This window comes from Pseudomonas sp. DTU_2021_1001937_2_SI_NGA_ILE_001 (assembly GCF_032463525.1).
In the GTDB taxonomy this organism is placed as follows: domain Bacteria; phylum Pseudomonadota; class Gammaproteobacteria; order Pseudomonadales; family Pseudomonadaceae; genus Aquipseudomonas.
This window is the reverse complement of the sequence record NZ_CP135971.1, coordinates 120,841-135,596: the sequence shown is the minus strand read 5'-3', so window position 1 is coordinate 135,596 and position 14,756 is coordinate 120,841. Positions and strand designations below refer to the sequence as shown.

Sequence of the window (14,756 nt, the reverse complement as noted above, 5' to 3'; positions counted from 1 at the left end):
CCAAGCGAAGGGCTTGCTAGTTGTCTTGCGTTTGTCACAGCCCTTTAAGACGAAAAAACTATTGTCTAAGCCGCCACGGCAGGCCGAACGTGGCGGTCGTAATGTGCGCCACATCAAATCCAGAACAAAAATAGTTTTTTACCCCTGCATTCTTTTAGCGTTAACCGCACTATTCGCTGGTTCAGAAACTGAAGGGCCGGTCGATAGTTACGAACGGCCCAAAGCGTGCGCATCTTCAAACACGGCAAACGCCCATTTCGCGGCGCTTTTCTCTGAAAGATGCTCCTGCCAGCTGAAGACATCAGACAACTTTTTTAACGGGCACAGCGACTCTTCTGCAACCCGCTGAGGATTCATTGTGCCTACCGATAGTTGAGTCCAGTCCTTGAGTAACGCCTATGTTCAATTCAGTTGAGAGCGTGTTGGGAGATATCAGTGTCAGGGCCAAACTGGCTCTTGGGTTCACCCTGGTTTTATTGCTGACGCTGATGATTGCGGCGGTGGGCTGGAAGGGTTTGCGCGATCTGGGTGAACGCAGCACCCGGTTAAGCAACATCGGCAAGATCAACGAAACCGTGCGCGACCTGCGGATTGCCCGGCTGAGCTATACCATCACCCCGGACGAGGGGCGTGCAGCCAAGGTTACCAAGATACTGGATGACCTCGATGCGGGCATCGCCACATTGGGCAAAGTCTTTGCAGACCCAGCCAATCAGCGTGCCGCCACTGAAGCAGGCACGGCCTTGCGCAGTTACCGCAGTCATTTCCAGGACTTCGTGCGTGCTACCCAGGAACACAACGACGCGCAGTACAACCAGGCCAAAGCGGCGCTGGATACCGACATCCAGAATGTGTTCGCCAGCACCGGCCACTTGCTGGAAAGCCAGTCCCAGAAGCGCGACGACGAACTCAAGACAGCCAACGAACGCCTGCTGGGCGCTACCGTGCTGGCCTTGCTGTTCGGCATCCTGGCTTCGTGGCTGATCAGTCGCCTGATCGTCACGCCCTTGAAAGAGGTACTGCAGATTGCCGAACGGGTCGCTGAGGGCAATCTCAGCCAGGACGTACGTGTGTCACGCCGCGATGAGCTGGGCCTGCTGCAGACCAGCATGCAACGCATGACCGTGAGCTTGCGCGAGCTGATTGGCGGCCTGCGCGACGGTGTCGTACAGATCGCCAGTGCCGCAGAACAATTGTCAGCCGTGACCAAGCAGACCAGCGCCGGGGTGAACAGCCAGAAGCTCGAGACCGATCAGGTGGCCACGGCCATGAACGAGATGGCCACGACCGTGCAGGAGGTGGCGCGCAGTGCCGAACAGGCTTCGAGCGCGGCAGTCAACGCTGGACACGCCGCCCGTGAAAGCGACGCAGTGGTGAACCAGGCGATCGAGCAGATCACCCACCTGGATGCCGAGGTCGGCAACTCCACGGCAGCCATGGCCGAGCTGAAACAGGAAAGCGACAAGATCGGCAGCGTTCTGGATGTGATCAAGTCGGTTGCCCAGCAGACCAACCTGTTGGCCCTCAACGCCGCCATCGAAGCGGCCCGGGCCGGTGAGGCCGGACGCGGTTTTGCCGTGGTCGCCGATGAAGTGCGCAGCCTGGCGCAACGCACGCAGATGTCCACCGAGGAGATCGAGGCGCTGATCAGCAGCCTGCACCGGCGCACCGAGCAGGTCGCCGAAGCTCTCGACAAGAGCCGCGCGCTGACCGGCAACAGCGTCGAGCTGACGCGTCGCACCGGCACCTCGCTGCTGAGCATTACCCGTTCGGTGGCCACCATTGAATCGATGAACCTGCAGATTGCCACCGCCTCCGAACAACAGAGCGCGGTGGCTGACGAGATCAATCGCAGCGTGCTCAATGTACGCCAGTTGTCCGAACAGACCTCTGCCGGCAGTGATGAAACGGCCGCTTCGAGCGTCGAGCTGGCGCGCCTCGGGACGCACCTGCAAACGCTGGTCGGTCGCTTCAAGACCTGATCAGCGAGCGATTGAAAACAGCCGGTAAAAGGTCCTGGACATTCAGGGCCTTGTCTTGTCTGGCACAGGCTCGGCGTTCGACAGTTCCTCCAGGCATTCCACCAGACGCAAGGCCGCTGGCGACAACCCGTAGCCCTGGCGGGTGATCACCCCAAGCTCGCGCGCCAGACCCGGTTCGCTCAGGTGCCGCCGTACCAGGCGCGGGTCGCCATCGTCAGCGGACTCGGGCAGCAAGGCGATTCCCAGGCCGTTGCGCACCAGGGCAAGCACCGTCGACATGTAGTTGGCCTCCAGCACCGGGCGCAACGCCAAGCCACCGAGCTGAAACACCTGCTCGATCTGCACCCGCACGCTGCTGTCACGCCCCGTCAATATCATCGGCTGGTCGTCGAGGTCGGCCAGCGTCAGGGTGCCATCGGCCAGCGGGTGGCCGATGGGCACGAAAAGGCACAGGCGGTCCTGCATCAGCGTCTGGAAATCCAGCCCATGGACCATCCGCGGTCGCACTCCGAGCCCGAAATCAACGTCGCCATCACGCACCAGCTCGCAGATACGATCAGCCACGACGTCGCGCAGGCGCACTTCGATGCCGGGAAACTCGCCGCGGAACACCGCCAGGCATTCAGGCAGAGCACTGGAGCACAGCGAAGGCAGGGCGGCGACACTCACCACTCCACGGCGCAGCGCAGCCAGCCCCTGCCCGGCGTTGACGATGTTGGCGAAATCCAGCAGCAGCTTTTCCATGGCCGGCAGCGCTTCGCGGCCGGCGGCGGTCAGCTCGACGTGGCGCGGGCTGCGCTCCAGCAGGCTGATGCCCAGCCAGCCTTCGAGCTGGCGAATCTGCACGGTCAGCGCCGAGGGCGAAAGGTGCAGGTCGTCGGCGGCGCGGGCGAAATTGCCACGATGCACCACGGCAAGAAAGGCACGAATGTGCTGCAGGGCATTCTTCATTTAATTTTTTCGAATGTGACCACCAGGTAATTGCAATTTACAGGCAATTCGCCCGTTCCCGATACTCGGCACAACAACAAAAACAATCCGGAGTGTCCCCATGCTTGCGCTTTACGGCGTCATCACGATTCTCTGCCTGCTCGTCGCCGTGATGAGCAAGCGTCTCTCCCCCCTGGTGGCGCTGATCGCGCTACCCGTGGCCGCCGCCTTGCTGGCCGGCTTCGGTCTGCAGACCAGCGGTTTCATTCTCACCGGTATCAAGAACGTGGCACCGGTGGTGGGCATGTTCATCTTCGCCATCCTGTTCTTCGGGGTGATGACCGACGCCGGCATGCTCGACCCGATCATCGACCGCATCCTGCGCGCCGTGGGCACGCGCCCGACCCGGATCGTCTGCGGCACCGCCCTGCTCGCTTTGCTGGTGCACCTGGACGGCTCCGGGGCAGTGACCTTTCTGGTCACGGTCCCGGCGATGCTGCCGCTGTATACGCGGCTGGGCATCGACCGGCGCATACTGGCCTGCGTGGCGGCGATGGCCGCCGGGGTGAATTTCCTGCCCTGGACCGGCCCGGTGCTGCGTTCGTCGGCGGCCTTGCACGTTCCCGTCGCCGATCTGTTCCAGCCGCTGATCCCGGTGCAACTGGTGGGCCTGGCCTTCGTCTTCGCCAGTGCCTGGTGGCTGGGCTGGCGCGAGGAGAAGCGTCTGGGCCTGACCGCTGGCAGCCAGGCCGCTGCACCGCAGCGCGTATTGACGCCGGAAGAGCAGAGCCTGCGCCAGCCAGGCAAGTTCTGGCTGAACCTGACGCTGTCCATCGTGGTGATGGCGGTGATGATTGCCGGCTGGGTCGACCCGGTGGTGATGTTCATGCTCGGCACCGTGGCGGCGCTGTGCCTGAACTACCCCAATGTGGATCAGCAACGCCAGCGCATCGACGCCCACGCCAAGACCGCGCTGACCATGGCGAGCATTCTCCTGGCCGCCGGGGTGTTCACCGGCATCATGCAGGGCACCGGCATGCTCAAGGCCATGGCCGAAGTGGCCGTGCAGCAGATTCCGCCGGGGCACGGCAGCCTGATTCCGGCCGTGGTGGGTTTCATCTCGATGCCGCTGAGCCTGCTGTTCGATCCTGATTCGTTCTACTTCGGCGTCATGCCGGTAATCGCTGAAGTCGGCCGTTCGCTGGGTGTGGACCCGGTGCAAGTGGCGCAGGCTTCGCTGCTGGGCGTACACACCACCGGTTTTCCCGTCAGCCCGCTGACACCCGCGACCTTCCTGCTGGTCGGTCTGTGCAAGCTGGAGCTCGCCGACCACCAGCGCTTTACCTTGCCCTTCCTGTTTGCCGCCTCGGTGCTGATGACCCTCGCAGCACTGGCATTTGGAGTGTTCTGAACATGACCACATTGCGTATCGGCGCCGGCGCCGGCTACTCCGGAGACCGCCTCGAACCTGCCGTGGAGCTGGCCCGCCACGGCGAGCTTGACTACCTGATCTTCGAATGCCTGGCCGAGCGCACCATCGCGCTGGCCCAGCAGGCTCGCCTGGCCGACCCGCTGGCCGGCTACGACCCGCTGCTGGCCACCCGCATGCGCGCCGTTCTGCCCTACCTGCGCCAGGGCGGCCGACGCCTGCGCATCATCACCAACATGGGCGCGGCCAACCCCCGTGGGGCCATGCGCAAGGTGCTGGAAATCGCCAGCGAACTGGGCCTGCACGGCCTGAAGGTCGCCGCCGTGGAGGGCGACGACGTGCTCGCCACCCTGCGCGCCCACCCCGAGTGGACACTGGACAACGGCCTGAAGGTGGCCGAGCTGGGCGAACGCCTGGTTTCGGCCAATGCCTACCTGGGCATCGAAGGTATCGTCCAGGCCCTGGAGCTGGATGCCGATGTGATCATCACCGGCCGCGTGGCCGACCCCTCGCTGTTTCTCGCTGCGCAGGCGCATGCCTTTGGCTGGGCCGCCGATGACTGGCTGCGGCGCGGACGCGGCACGCTGACCGGCCACCTGCTCGAGTGCGCCGGGCAGGTCAGCGGCGGCTATTTCGCCGACCCTGGGGTCAAGGACGTGCCTGACCTGGCCCGCCTGGGCTTTCCCCTCGCCGAGATCGACCGCGACGGTCATGCGCAGATCACCAAGGTGGCCTGTAGCGGTGGGCGCATCGACGTGGCGACTTGTACCGAACAGCTGCTGTATGAGGTGCATGACCCGCGCCGCTACCTCACCCCGGATGTCACCGCCGACTTTTCCGCGGTCACCTTCACCCCGGTCGCTGCTGACCGTATCGCGGTCAGTGGCGCCAATGGTCGCGAGCGCCCTGAACACCTGAAAGTGACGGTCGGTTATCGCGATGGCTGGATCGGCGAAGGACAGATGTCCTATGGCGGCCCCAATGCCGTGGCTCGGGCGCGCCTGGCCGGGCAGATCGTCGAGCAGCGCCTGGCGCTGAGCGGGGTGCAGGTGCAAGAGCTGCGTTGCGAACTGCTGGGCGTCGACTCGTTGCACGGCAGCACGTTCGGCCAGACGGCCGAACCCTGGGAGGTGCGTCTGCGCGTCACCGGGCGCTGCGCGACCCGCGAACTGGCCCAGGCCCTCGCCAATGAGGTCGAGACCCTTTACACCAATGGTCCGGCGGGCGGTGGCGGCGCCACGCGCCAGGTGCGCGAGGTGCTGGCCGTGGCCAGCCTGTATCTGCCACGCGAGCAGGCCATTGCCCATGTCGATCTGCAGGTAAGCCCATGACTGTCATCTTGCATCAGCTCGCCCACACCCGAACCGGTGACAAGGGCGATACGTCGAACATCTCGGTGATCGCCTTCAAGGCCGAGGACTATCCGACCCTGGAAAAGGCATTGACCGCCGAGCGGGTCGAGGCCTGGTTCGCTCATCTTCGCGACGCCAGCGCCGGGCCGGTGCAGCGCTATGAACTGCCGCAGCTGCACGCGCTGAATTTCGTCTTGCCCGGCCTGCTGCGCGGCGGTGTCACCCGCTCCCTGGCCCTGGACGCCCACGGCAAATGCCTGGGCGCTGCGCTGTTACAGATGCCCGTAGAGGGCGCATAGGCCAATCCTGGCTGAAGCCGGTCCTACCGCTCCCTCGCCAGGACAGGGAGCGCTTCAGCCGCGCTGCGGTGCCAGCCGGTGCGCCAGGCAAACCCGCAGCGCCGCGCCGGTTCTCACACGCAGGGCCTCGAATTCTTTATCATGGCGGCCTGTGACAACCACCGGGCCCGCCATGAAGTTCGCCATTTCCGTTTTTTCCGCGCCGCATGATCCCTCGTCGCGCCGCGCCCTGCTGTTCGCCCAGGCGGTGCTGGACGGCGGGCACCAGATCGTACGGCTGTTCTTCTACCAGGATGGCGTCTACAACGCTGCCAGCACCGTCGTGACGCCTCAGGACGAACAGGACCTGCCACGCCAGTGGCATGACTTCGTCACCCACAACGCGCTGGATGGCGTGGTGTGCATCGCTGCTGGTCTGCGCCGCGGCGTGATCAACGACCAGGAAGCCACGCGCTACCAGCGCCAGGCCGGCAACCTGATGCCCGGCTGGGAGCTGTCCGGGCTGGGGCAATTGCACGACGCCGTACAGGCAGCAGACCGGGTGGTCTGCTTCGGAGGGCCGTAAGGTGAGCAAATCCCTGTTGATCATCAGCCGCCAGGCGCCCTGGTCAGGCCCCGGAGCGCGTGAAGCGCTGGACATCGTCCTGGCCGCCGGCGCCTTCGACCTGCCGGTCGCCCTGCTGTTTCTCGACGATGGCGTGTTCCAACTGCAGGCCGGCCAGACAGCCGGCGCCGTGCAGCAGAAGGACGTCACCGCCAATCTCAAGGCCCTGCCGATGTTCGGTGTCGAAGAGCTGTATGCCTGCGGCCACAGCCTGCAGCAACGCGGCATTTGTACCGCAACGCTGGACGAGGCCATCGAGCCGCTGGCCAGTGGTGCCGACATCGCCGCGCTCATTGCCCGTTACGACCAGGTGATTACGATCTGATGGCGACCTTGCACGTTGTATCCCACTCCCCCTTCGCCGACAGCCGCCTGGCCAGTTGCCTGCGCGTACTGGGCGAAACAGACGCCGTGCTGCTGTGCGGCGACGCCACCTATGCCCTGAGCCAGCCCGATGCCGTACTGCTGGCGCTGGGCGAACGACTGTTCATCCTCGAAGAAGACCGCGCCGCGCGAGGCCTTGTCTTGCCCGCCACAGCCCGCGCGGTGGATTATTTCGGCTTCGTCGAGTTGTCCATCCGCTTCGACAAGGTGAACACCTGGCTATGAATGCGCTTACCGTTGCCGGCCGCCAGGTCCCGCTGGACCAGGACGGTTTTCTGGAGAACCTCGACGACTGGTCACTGGAGGTGGCACGCGCCCTGGCCGCCGAAGAAGACATCGCCTTCGCCGACGAGCACGTGGAAGTGCTGCAATTGCTGCGCGACTTCTACGCCGAATTCCAGCTCTCGCCCGCCACCCGCCCGCTGATCAAGTACGCTGCCCTCAAGCTGGGCCCGGAAAAGGGCAACAGCCAGTACCTCAACCGCCTGTTCAACGGCCGCCCCGCCAAGCTGGCTGCGCGCCTGGCAGGCCTGCCCAAGCCGACCAACTGCATATGACCGACCACCGCCCCCTCGTCACCGAAACGCCCGCCGAGCATCCCTTTGCGCAGTTCGTGCGCATTCTTGGCAAGGGCAAGCGCGGCGCCCGTGGCCTGACCCGCGAAGAAGCCCGTGAAGCCATGGGCATGCTGCTCGACGAACAGGTTGAAGAGGCGCAGCTCGGCGCCTTCCTGATGCTGCTGCGTCACAAGGAAGAAAGCCCGGAGGAACTGGCCGGTTTCACCGAGGCCGTGCGCCAGCGCCTGAACGCCCCAGCCATTGACGTCGACATCGATTGGCCCACCTATGCCGGCAAGAAACGCCATCTGCCCTGGTACCTGCTGGCGGCCCGCTGCCTGGCCGACAACGGCGTGCGTGTGCTGCTGCATGGCGGCGGCGCACACACCGCCGGGCGACTGTACACCGAGCAGTTGCTGGAGCTACTGGACATTCCCCTGTGCCGTGGTTGGGGCGCGGTGCAGACCGCCATGCAGCAGCGCCATCTGGCGTTCATCCCCCTGAGCGACTGGGCACCGCCGCTACAGCGCATGATCGACCTGCGCAACACGCTCGGCCTGCGTTCGCCGATCCACTCCCTGGCCCGGGTGCTCAACCCGCTCCAGGCACGCTGCGGTCTGCAAAGCATCTTCCACCCCGGCTACCAGGCCGTGCATCGCGAAGCGAGCCGGCTGCTGGGTGACCACGCCATCGTCATCAAGGGCGACGGCGGCGAAATCGAGGTCAACCCCGACACCATCAGCCACTTGTATGGCACCACGGCCGGGGCGGACTGGGACGAAGAGTGGCCGGCGCTGGCCGAACGGCGCCACGTCAAGCCCGCCAGTCTGGAACCTGCCCACCTGGTAGCGTTCTGGCGTGGTGAAGTCGAAGACAGTTACGGCAGCCTGGCACTGCTGGCGACCATGGCGCTGGCCTTGCGCGGCCTGGGTGTCGAGCGGGACGCAGCATTCGAGCAGGCCCGGCAGTTCTGGGACAGGCGCGACCGCAATGCCCTATCTATCGCCTGATTCGATAGATAGCGGCCAGTATTTGCACTTTTAGTTCGAACCATGGCCTTTAGACTGGTCTCCAATGAACCACTATGGAAACGGAGACCATCATGGGCTTGCTGATCGAAGGGCGCTGGCACGACCAGTGGTATGAAACCAAAGACGGCGCATTCCAGCGCGAGAGCGCGCAGCGCCGCAGCTGGGTGACCGCCGACGGCGCGCCGGGGCCTTCCGGACAGGGCGGTTTCGCTGCCGAAGCCGGGCGCTACCACCTGTATGTTTCGCTGGCCTGCCCCTGGGCGCATCGCACGCTGATCGTGCGCCAGCTCAAGGGCCTGGAAAAGCTCATCGACGTGTCGGTGGTCAGTTGGCTGATGCTGGAGAACGGCTGGACCTTCGATACCGCCACCGGCTCGTCCGGCGACGCCCTCGACAACCTGCAGTTCATGCACCAGCGCTACACTCGGGACGACCCGCATTACACCGGGCGGGTCACGGTGCCGGTACTGTGGGACAAAAAGACCCAGCGCATCGTCAGCAACGAGTCGGCGGAGATCATCCGCATGTTCAACTCCGCGTTCGACGGCCTGACCGGCAACCCCCTGGACCTCTACCCTGAGCCACTGCGCACGCAGATCGACGCGCTCAACGAGCAGATCTACCCGAACGTCAACAACGGTGTGTATCGCGCCGGCTTCGCCACCTCGCAGGGCGCCTACGAAGAAGCGTTCGACCAGCTGTTCGCCAAGCTCGACGAGCTGGAACAGCTACTGGGCAAGCAACGCTACCTGAGCGGGGAATACCTGACCGAGGCTGACATTCGCCTGTTCACCACGCTGATCCGCTTCGACGCGGTGTACCACGGCCACTTCAAGTGCAACCTGCGGCGCATCAGTGACTACCCGAACCTGAGCCATTGGCTGCGCGAGCTGTACCAGTGGCCAGGCGTGGCGCAGACCGTGGACTTCCAGCACATCAAGCACCACTACTATGGCAGCCACCGCACCATCAACCCGACCGGCGTGGTGCCCAAAGGACCGCAGCAGGATTTCACCCAGGCCCACGACCGTGAGCGCCTGCCGGGCAAAGGCATCTGGCAATGAAAAAAGCCCTGGGAGCGAGCGGCCTCGCTTCCAGGGCTTGGATGGGCGGTCCTGCCAGACAGGCTACAGGGCTGGCAGATCAGCCTGAGCGCCTTCGAACCACGCCAGTTTTTCGCGCAGCACTACCACCTCGCCAACAATCACCAGGGTCGGCGCATGCACTTCGTGCTCGGCGACCAGTTGCGGCAGGTTGGCCAGGGTGCCGGTAAACACCCGCTGGTTGGTCGTGGTGCCCTGCTGCACCAGTGCCGCCGGGGTGTCAGCGGCACGCCCGTGGGCGATCAGCTGTTCGCAGATGGTCGGCAAGCCCACCAGGCCCATGTAGAACACTAGCGTCTGCGCCGGGGCAACCAGGTCGCTCCAGGGCAGGTCGCTGGTGTTGTTCTTCAGGTGTCCCGTTATGAAGCGCACTGACTGCGCATAGTCACGATGAGTCAGGGGAATGCCGGCGTAGGCTGCACAGCCACTGGCGGCGGTGATGCCCGGCACGACCTGGAACGGAATGCCATGCGCTGCCAGTTCTTCGATCTCTTCGCCACCACGGCCGAAGATGAACGGGTCGCCCCCCTTGAGGCGCACGACGCGCTTGCCCTGGCGGGCCAGGTCGACCAATTGCTGGTTGATCTGATCCTGCGGCACGGCATGGTCGGCACGCCGCTTGCCCACATAGACGCGCTCGGCATCGCGACGGCACAGCTCTAGAATCGCCGGCGCCACCAGGCGGTCGTAGAGCACCACATCGGCCTGCTGCATCAAGCGCAGGGCGCGGAAGGTCAGCAGGTCCGGGTCGCCAGGGCCGGCACCGACCAGGTACACCTCGCCCGGCGCGTGGGGCGGCTCGCCATCCACCTTGGCCTGCAACAGGCGTTCGGCTTCGGCCCCCTGCCCGGCCAGCTGCCGATCAGCGATCGGCCCCTGGAACACCTCTTCCCAGAATGCGCGGCGCTGTTGCACATTCGGGTACAGCTGCTTGACCCGATGGCGAAAGCGCGCCGCCAGGCCAGCCAGTTGTCCGTAAGTGGAAGGAATCCAGGTTTCCAGCTTGGCGCGGATCAGCCGCGCCAGCACCGGCGCATCGCCGCCGCTGGACACCGCGATGACCAGCGGCGAGCGGTCGACGATGGCCGGGAAGATCACGCTGCACAGCGCCGGCGCGTCCACCACGTTGACCGGCATGCCGCGACGCCGGGCGTCGGCGGATACCTGGGCGTTGAGCGGCTCGTCGTCGGTTGCGGCGATGACCAGCACACAATCGTCCAGGTCGGTCTCCTGGTAGCCGCGCGGGCGGATTTCCCCGCCACTGCCTGCGACCAGCTCTTGCAACTGGGCTTCGACCTGCGGAGCGACGACCCGCAACAGCGCACCCGCGTCGGCCAGCAGGCGCGACTTGCGCAAGGCGATCTCGCCGCCGCCCACCACCAGGACCCAGCTGCCACGCAGGTTATGGAACAGTGGCAGGAATTCCATTTAACCGATGACCTCAAGGCCGCCCATGTAGGGTTTGAGTACTTCCGGTACGCGAATCGAACCGTCGGCCTGCTGGTAGTTCTCCAGCACCGCGACCAGGGTACGACCGACTGCCAGGCCCGAACCGTTGAGGGTATGGACCAGCTCCGGCTTGCCGGTTTCCGGGTTGCGCCAGCGCGCCTGCATGCGTCGCGCCTGGAAATCGCCGCAGTTCGAGCAGGAGGAAATTTCGCGGTATTTGTCCTGGCTGGGGACCCAGACCTCCAGGTCGTAGGTCTTCACTGCGCTGAAGCCCATGTCGCCAGTGCACAGCGCCAGGACCCGGTACGGCAGCTCCAGCAGTTGCAGGACGCGCTCGGCATTGGCGGTCAGCGATTCCAGCTCGTTCATCGATTCGTGCGGCGCCACCACCTTGACCATCTCGACCTTGTCGAACTGGTGCTGGCGGATCATGCCGCGGGTGTCACGCCCCGAAGCACCGGCTTCGCTACGGAAGCACGGGGTGTGGGCGACGAACTTCAGCGGGAGTTGCTTGGCGTCGAGAATCTGCCCGGAGACGATGTTGGTCAGCGACACTTCGGCGGTGGGGATCAGGTACAGGTCGGCTTCGCCATCGCGGCCGATCTTGAACAGATCTTCTTCGAACTTGGGCAACTGGCCGGTGCCCTGCAGGGCCGGTGCCTGCACCAGGTACGGGGTGTAGGTTTCCTCGTAGCCGTGCTCGTTGATGTGCAGGTTGATCATGAACTGCGCCAGGGCGCGGTGCAGACGGGCGATGGGGCCACGCAGCAATGCGAAACGCGCGCCAGACAGCTTGGCGGCGGTCTCGAAGTCCAGCCAGCCGAACTTCTCGCCCAGGGTCACGTGGTCCTGGACCGGGAAGCCGAAGCTGGCCGGCGTGCCCCAGCGGCGCACTTCGACGTTGCCGTCTTCGTCTTCCCCGACCGGCACGGAAGCGTCGGGCAGGTTGGGAATGGTCAGCAGAATGCCGTCCAGCTCGGCCTGGATGCTGTCCAGCTCGACCTTGCCGGCGGACAGCTCATTGCCCATGCGCTCGACGTCAGCCATCAGCGGCGCGATGTCTTCGCCGCGCTGCTTGGCCTGGCCGATGGACTTGGAACGGGCGTTACGCTCGGCCTGCAGCTGTTCGGTGCGGGTCTGGACCACCTTGCGCTGAGCTTCCAGCGCTTCGATGCGCGCCACGTCCAGGGTGAAACCACGGGAGGCCAGGCGATCCGCTACGTCCTGAAGTTGCGTCCGTAACAGTTTGGAATCGAGCATATCGTTCTCTCGTCTATCAAAGTCGGGTCAATGTCAGGCCTACCCAGGTTGCGAGCAGGCCGCCGAACACGCTGATGCCGGCATAGCCCAGGGCCAGCGGGACCTGCCCGCTTTCCAGCAGGCGCAGCGTATCCAGTGAAAAGGATGAAAAGGTCGTCAGACCACCTACGAAACCGACGATCAGGCCGGCGCGCACCTCGACCGGCACTTCCGGACGGATCAGGAACAGGCCATACAGCACGCCGATGATCAGGCAACCGACGATGTTCACCGCCAGGGTCGCCGTGTAGAAGTGCTGCGGCCAGCGGACGTTGACCCAGTTGCCGGTCGCGAAACGCAGTAATGTACCAGCGATGCCGGCAATCGACACCGCCAGAATGGTCTGAATCATGATTTTCTCCGCTGCCGAGGGCTGGCGGCATCCAGCGCCCCCAGATGACGAAGCTTTTCGCCGATCTTCAATTCCAGGCCACGGGACACCGGTTGGTAGTACTGGCGCGGCTCGAGGTCTTCGGGGAAGTAGTCTTCACCGGCAGCGTAAGCGTCCGGTTCGTCATGGGCGTAGCGGTACTCCTCGCCATAGCCCAGTTGCTTCATCAGCTTGGTGGGTGCGTTGCGCAGGTGCAGCGGCACCTCCAGCGAACCGTTGGCGGCGGCATCGGCCATGGCCGCCTTGAAGGCCATGTAAACGGCGTTGCTCTTCGGCGCGCAAGCCAGGTAGACGATGGCCTGCGCCACCGCCAGCTCGCCTTCCGGGCTGCCCAGGCGTTCCTGCACATCCCAGGCCGACATGCACAGCGGCAAGGCACGCGGATCGGCGTTGCCGATATCCTCGCTGGCCATGCGCACCACCCGGCGCGCCAGGTACAACGGGTCACAACCGCCGTCGATCATGCGCGCGAACCAGTACAGCGCGGCATCGGGATTGGAACCACGGATCGACTTGTGCAGGGCGGAAATCTGGTCGTAAAAGGCCTCGCCGCCCTTGTCGAAGCGTCGGCGGCTGTCGCCCAACAGGCTGTTGAGCATTTCAGTGCCGATCTCGCTGCCATCTTCGGCCAGGTCGGCGGCATTCTCCAGCAGGTTGAGCATGCGCCGACCGTCCCCGTCGGCGGCAGCCATGAGCGTGGCGAAGCCTTCATCGGACAGGCTCAGATGCCGCCCGCCCAAGCCCCGCTCTTCGGTCAGGGCACGCTGCACCAGCTTGCGCAGGGCCGCTTCGTCCAGGCTCTTGAGCACATAGACGCGGGCGCGTGACAGCAGCGCGTTGTTCAGCTCGAAGGAGGGATTCTCGGTGGTTGCGCCAATGAAGATCAGCGTGCCGTCTTCGACATACGGCAGGAAGGCGTCCTGCTGGGACTTGTTGAAGCGATGGACCTCGTCGACGAACAGAATGGTGCGCCGACCGTACTGCGCCGCCTGCTGCTTGGCCACTTCGACGGCCTGGCGGATTTCCTTGACACCCGCCAGCACCGCCGAGACGGTCTCGAAATGCGCATCGGAAACCTTGGCCAGCAGCCTGGCCAGGGTGGTCTTGCCCACCCCGGGCGGCCCCCAGAAGATCATCGAATGCAGGGCGCCCTGCTCCAGCGCCTCACGCAACGGCTTGCCGTGGGCCAGGACATGTTCCTGGCCCACGTACTCGTCCAGGTTGGTGGCGCGCAAGCGTGCGGCCAGGGGCTGGGCGATGGGTTCACGACTGAACAGGTCCATGATCCGCGGTGTTATTCCTGAATGACGTCGGCGCCCTTGGGAATCTGGAACTGGAACTTGCCGGCGGGCACCGGTTCGTTGGCCTTGACGCCGGTGAACAGGATATTGGTGCGCTGGCCGACGTTGTCCACTAGTTGCATGTCGTTGATCAGGCCATTACGGAACGACAGGCGCAGGTTATCGAACAGGCTGTCCTTGGTCTTGGGCTTGAGCACGAAGTCGACTACACCACCGGCCTCCTTGGAGGTGATGTCGAAGCTTTCACTGATCTTCGACACGTCGCCGGACAACAGCAACGCCGGGGTCTGGGTCAGGCGCTGGTCGAGCGTCTTGATGGTCACCTGCTGCAGGTCCGGGTCCCAGAGGGTGACCTTCTTGCCGTCGGAGACCATCAGTTGTTCCTGGGGTGGGTCGGTATGCCAGTTGAACTGGCCGGGACGCTGCAGAATCATGCTGCCCTGGGCTTCCTGCAACTGGGTGCCGCCGCCGTCGAGGGTCATCTGCGAGAAACGCCCGCTGAGAGTCTGGGATTTTTCCAGCAGTTGGGTCAGGCGCGCCACGTCCTTGCCATCGGCATGGGCGGTCACGGCGGAAAGAGTCAGAGCAGTGGCGAGAAACATGCGGATAAGACGCATGGGGGTCCTCTTTGAATTCGCTGTAAGG

At 64.5% G+C, this 14,756-nt stretch carries 16 protein-coding genes; 10 read left to right on the top strand and 6 right to left on the bottom strand.

Translation table 11 applies throughout. The features are described from left to right. Positions 1-398 precede the first annotated feature (398 nt). Positions 399-1,982, top strand: a complete 1,584-nt coding sequence (locus RRX38_RS00620) for a methyl-accepting chemotaxis protein (protein WP_315961087.1) — start codon at positions 399-401, stop codon at positions 1,980-1,982. A gap of 42 nt (positions 1,983-2,024) precedes the next feature. Here RRX38_RS00620 and RRX38_RS00615 read toward each other — a convergent pair whose 3' ends face one another. After that, on the bottom strand, positions 2,025-2,933 hold the full coding sequence (locus RRX38_RS00615) for a LysR family transcriptional regulator (RefSeq protein WP_295477667.1): 909 nt from the start codon (positions 2,931-2,933) through the stop codon (positions 2,025-2,027). A gap of 61 nt (positions 2,934-2,994) precedes the next feature. Here RRX38_RS00615 and RRX38_RS00610 point away from each other — a divergent pair, with 61 nt between their 5' ends. The 9 genes from RRX38_RS00610 to RRX38_RS00570 all read left to right on the top strand — a co-directional run bounded on the left by RRX38_RS00610 (position 2,995) and on the right by RRX38_RS00570 (position 9,632). Further along, positions 2,995-4,323: a citrate:proton symporter gene (locus RRX38_RS00610; RefSeq protein ID WP_315962612.1), complete on the top strand. Its 1,329-nt coding sequence runs from the start codon at positions 2,995-2,997 to the stop codon at positions 4,321-4,323. A gap of 2 nt (positions 4,324-4,325) precedes the next feature. Then, on the top strand, positions 4,326-5,672 hold the full coding sequence (locus RRX38_RS00605; protein ID WP_315961086.1) for an acyclic terpene utilization AtuA family protein: 1,347 nt from the start codon (positions 4,326-4,328) through the stop codon (positions 5,670-5,672). Next, the gene (locus RRX38_RS00600; RefSeq protein WP_295477673.1) at positions 5,669-5,992 is read left to right on the top strand and encodes a hypothetical protein; all 324 of its coding nucleotides are present in this window, start codon (positions 5,669-5,671) and stop codon (positions 5,990-5,992) included. Before RRX38_RS00605 ends, RRX38_RS00600 begins: the two co-directional genes overlap by 4 nt. Positions 5,993-6,164: 172 nt before the next feature. Beyond that, positions 6,165-6,557: a sulfurtransferase complex subunit TusD gene (gene tusD, locus RRX38_RS00595; protein ID WP_315961085.1), complete on the top strand. Its 393-nt coding sequence runs from the start codon at positions 6,165-6,167 to the stop codon at positions 6,555-6,557. A 1-nt stretch (position 6,558) separates the two neighbouring features. Next, positions 6,559-6,921, top strand: coding sequence for a sulfurtransferase complex subunit TusC (gene tusC, locus RRX38_RS00590; protein WP_315961084.1), 363 nt, complete (start codon positions 6,559-6,561; stop codon positions 6,919-6,921). Then, positions 6,921-7,205: a sulfurtransferase complex subunit TusB gene (gene tusB, locus RRX38_RS00585; protein WP_315961083.1), complete on the top strand. Its 285-nt coding sequence runs from the start codon at positions 6,921-6,923 to the stop codon at positions 7,203-7,205. The genes tusC and tusB overlap by 1 nt, the downstream gene beginning before the upstream one ends. Beyond that, positions 7,202-7,537, top strand: a complete 336-nt coding sequence (locus RRX38_RS00580) for a TusE/DsrC/DsvC family sulfur relay protein (RefSeq protein ID WP_295477684.1) — start codon at positions 7,202-7,204, stop codon at positions 7,535-7,537. Before tusB ends, RRX38_RS00580 begins: the two co-directional genes overlap by 4 nt. Continuing rightward, positions 7,534-8,547: a glycosyl transferase family protein gene (locus RRX38_RS00575; RefSeq protein WP_315961082.1), complete on the top strand. Its 1,014-nt coding sequence runs from the start codon at positions 7,534-7,536 to the stop codon at positions 8,545-8,547. The genes RRX38_RS00580 and RRX38_RS00575 overlap by 4 nt, the downstream gene beginning before the upstream one ends. Positions 8,548-8,639: 92 nt before the next feature. After that, positions 8,640-9,632, top strand: coding sequence for a glutathione S-transferase family protein (locus RRX38_RS00570; protein WP_315962611.1), 993 nt, complete (start codon positions 8,640-8,642; stop codon positions 9,630-9,632). Positions 9,633-9,695: 63 nt separating this feature from the next. On the opposite strand, the gene cysG is transcribed toward RRX38_RS00570, so the two are convergent. Genes cysG through lolA form a run of 5 tightly spaced genes read right to left on the bottom strand, consistent with a single transcriptional unit; the run spans position 9,696 to position 14,728 of the window. Further along, the gene (gene cysG / locus RRX38_RS00565) at positions 9,696-11,099 is read right to left on the bottom strand and encodes a siroheme synthase CysG (RefSeq protein ID WP_315961081.1); all 1,404 of its coding nucleotides are present in this window, start codon (positions 11,097-11,099) and stop codon (positions 9,696-9,698) included. Then, on the bottom strand, positions 11,100-12,380 hold the full coding sequence (gene serS, locus RRX38_RS00560) for a serine--tRNA ligase (RefSeq protein ID WP_315961080.1): 1,281 nt from the start codon (positions 12,378-12,380) through the stop codon (positions 11,100-11,102). A gap of 16 nt (positions 12,381-12,396) precedes the next feature. After that, entirely contained in the window at positions 12,397-12,771 is a 375-nt protein-coding gene (gene crcB / locus RRX38_RS00555; protein ID WP_315961079.1) for a fluoride efflux transporter CrcB, read from the bottom strand. Further along, positions 12,768-14,093 carry a replication-associated recombination protein A gene (locus RRX38_RS00550; protein ID WP_315961078.1) on the bottom strand — a complete coding sequence of 442 codons (1,326 nt, stop codon included), beginning with the start codon at positions 14,091-14,093 and terminating at the stop codon, positions 12,768-12,770. Before RRX38_RS00550 ends, crcB begins: the two co-directional genes overlap by 4 nt. 11 nt (positions 14,094-14,104) lie before the next feature. After that, positions 14,105-14,728: an outer membrane lipoprotein chaperone LolA gene (gene lolA, locus RRX38_RS00545; RefSeq protein ID WP_295477700.1), complete on the bottom strand. Its 624-nt coding sequence runs from the start codon at positions 14,726-14,728 to the stop codon at positions 14,105-14,107. Positions 14,729-14,756 lie beyond the last annotated feature (28 nt).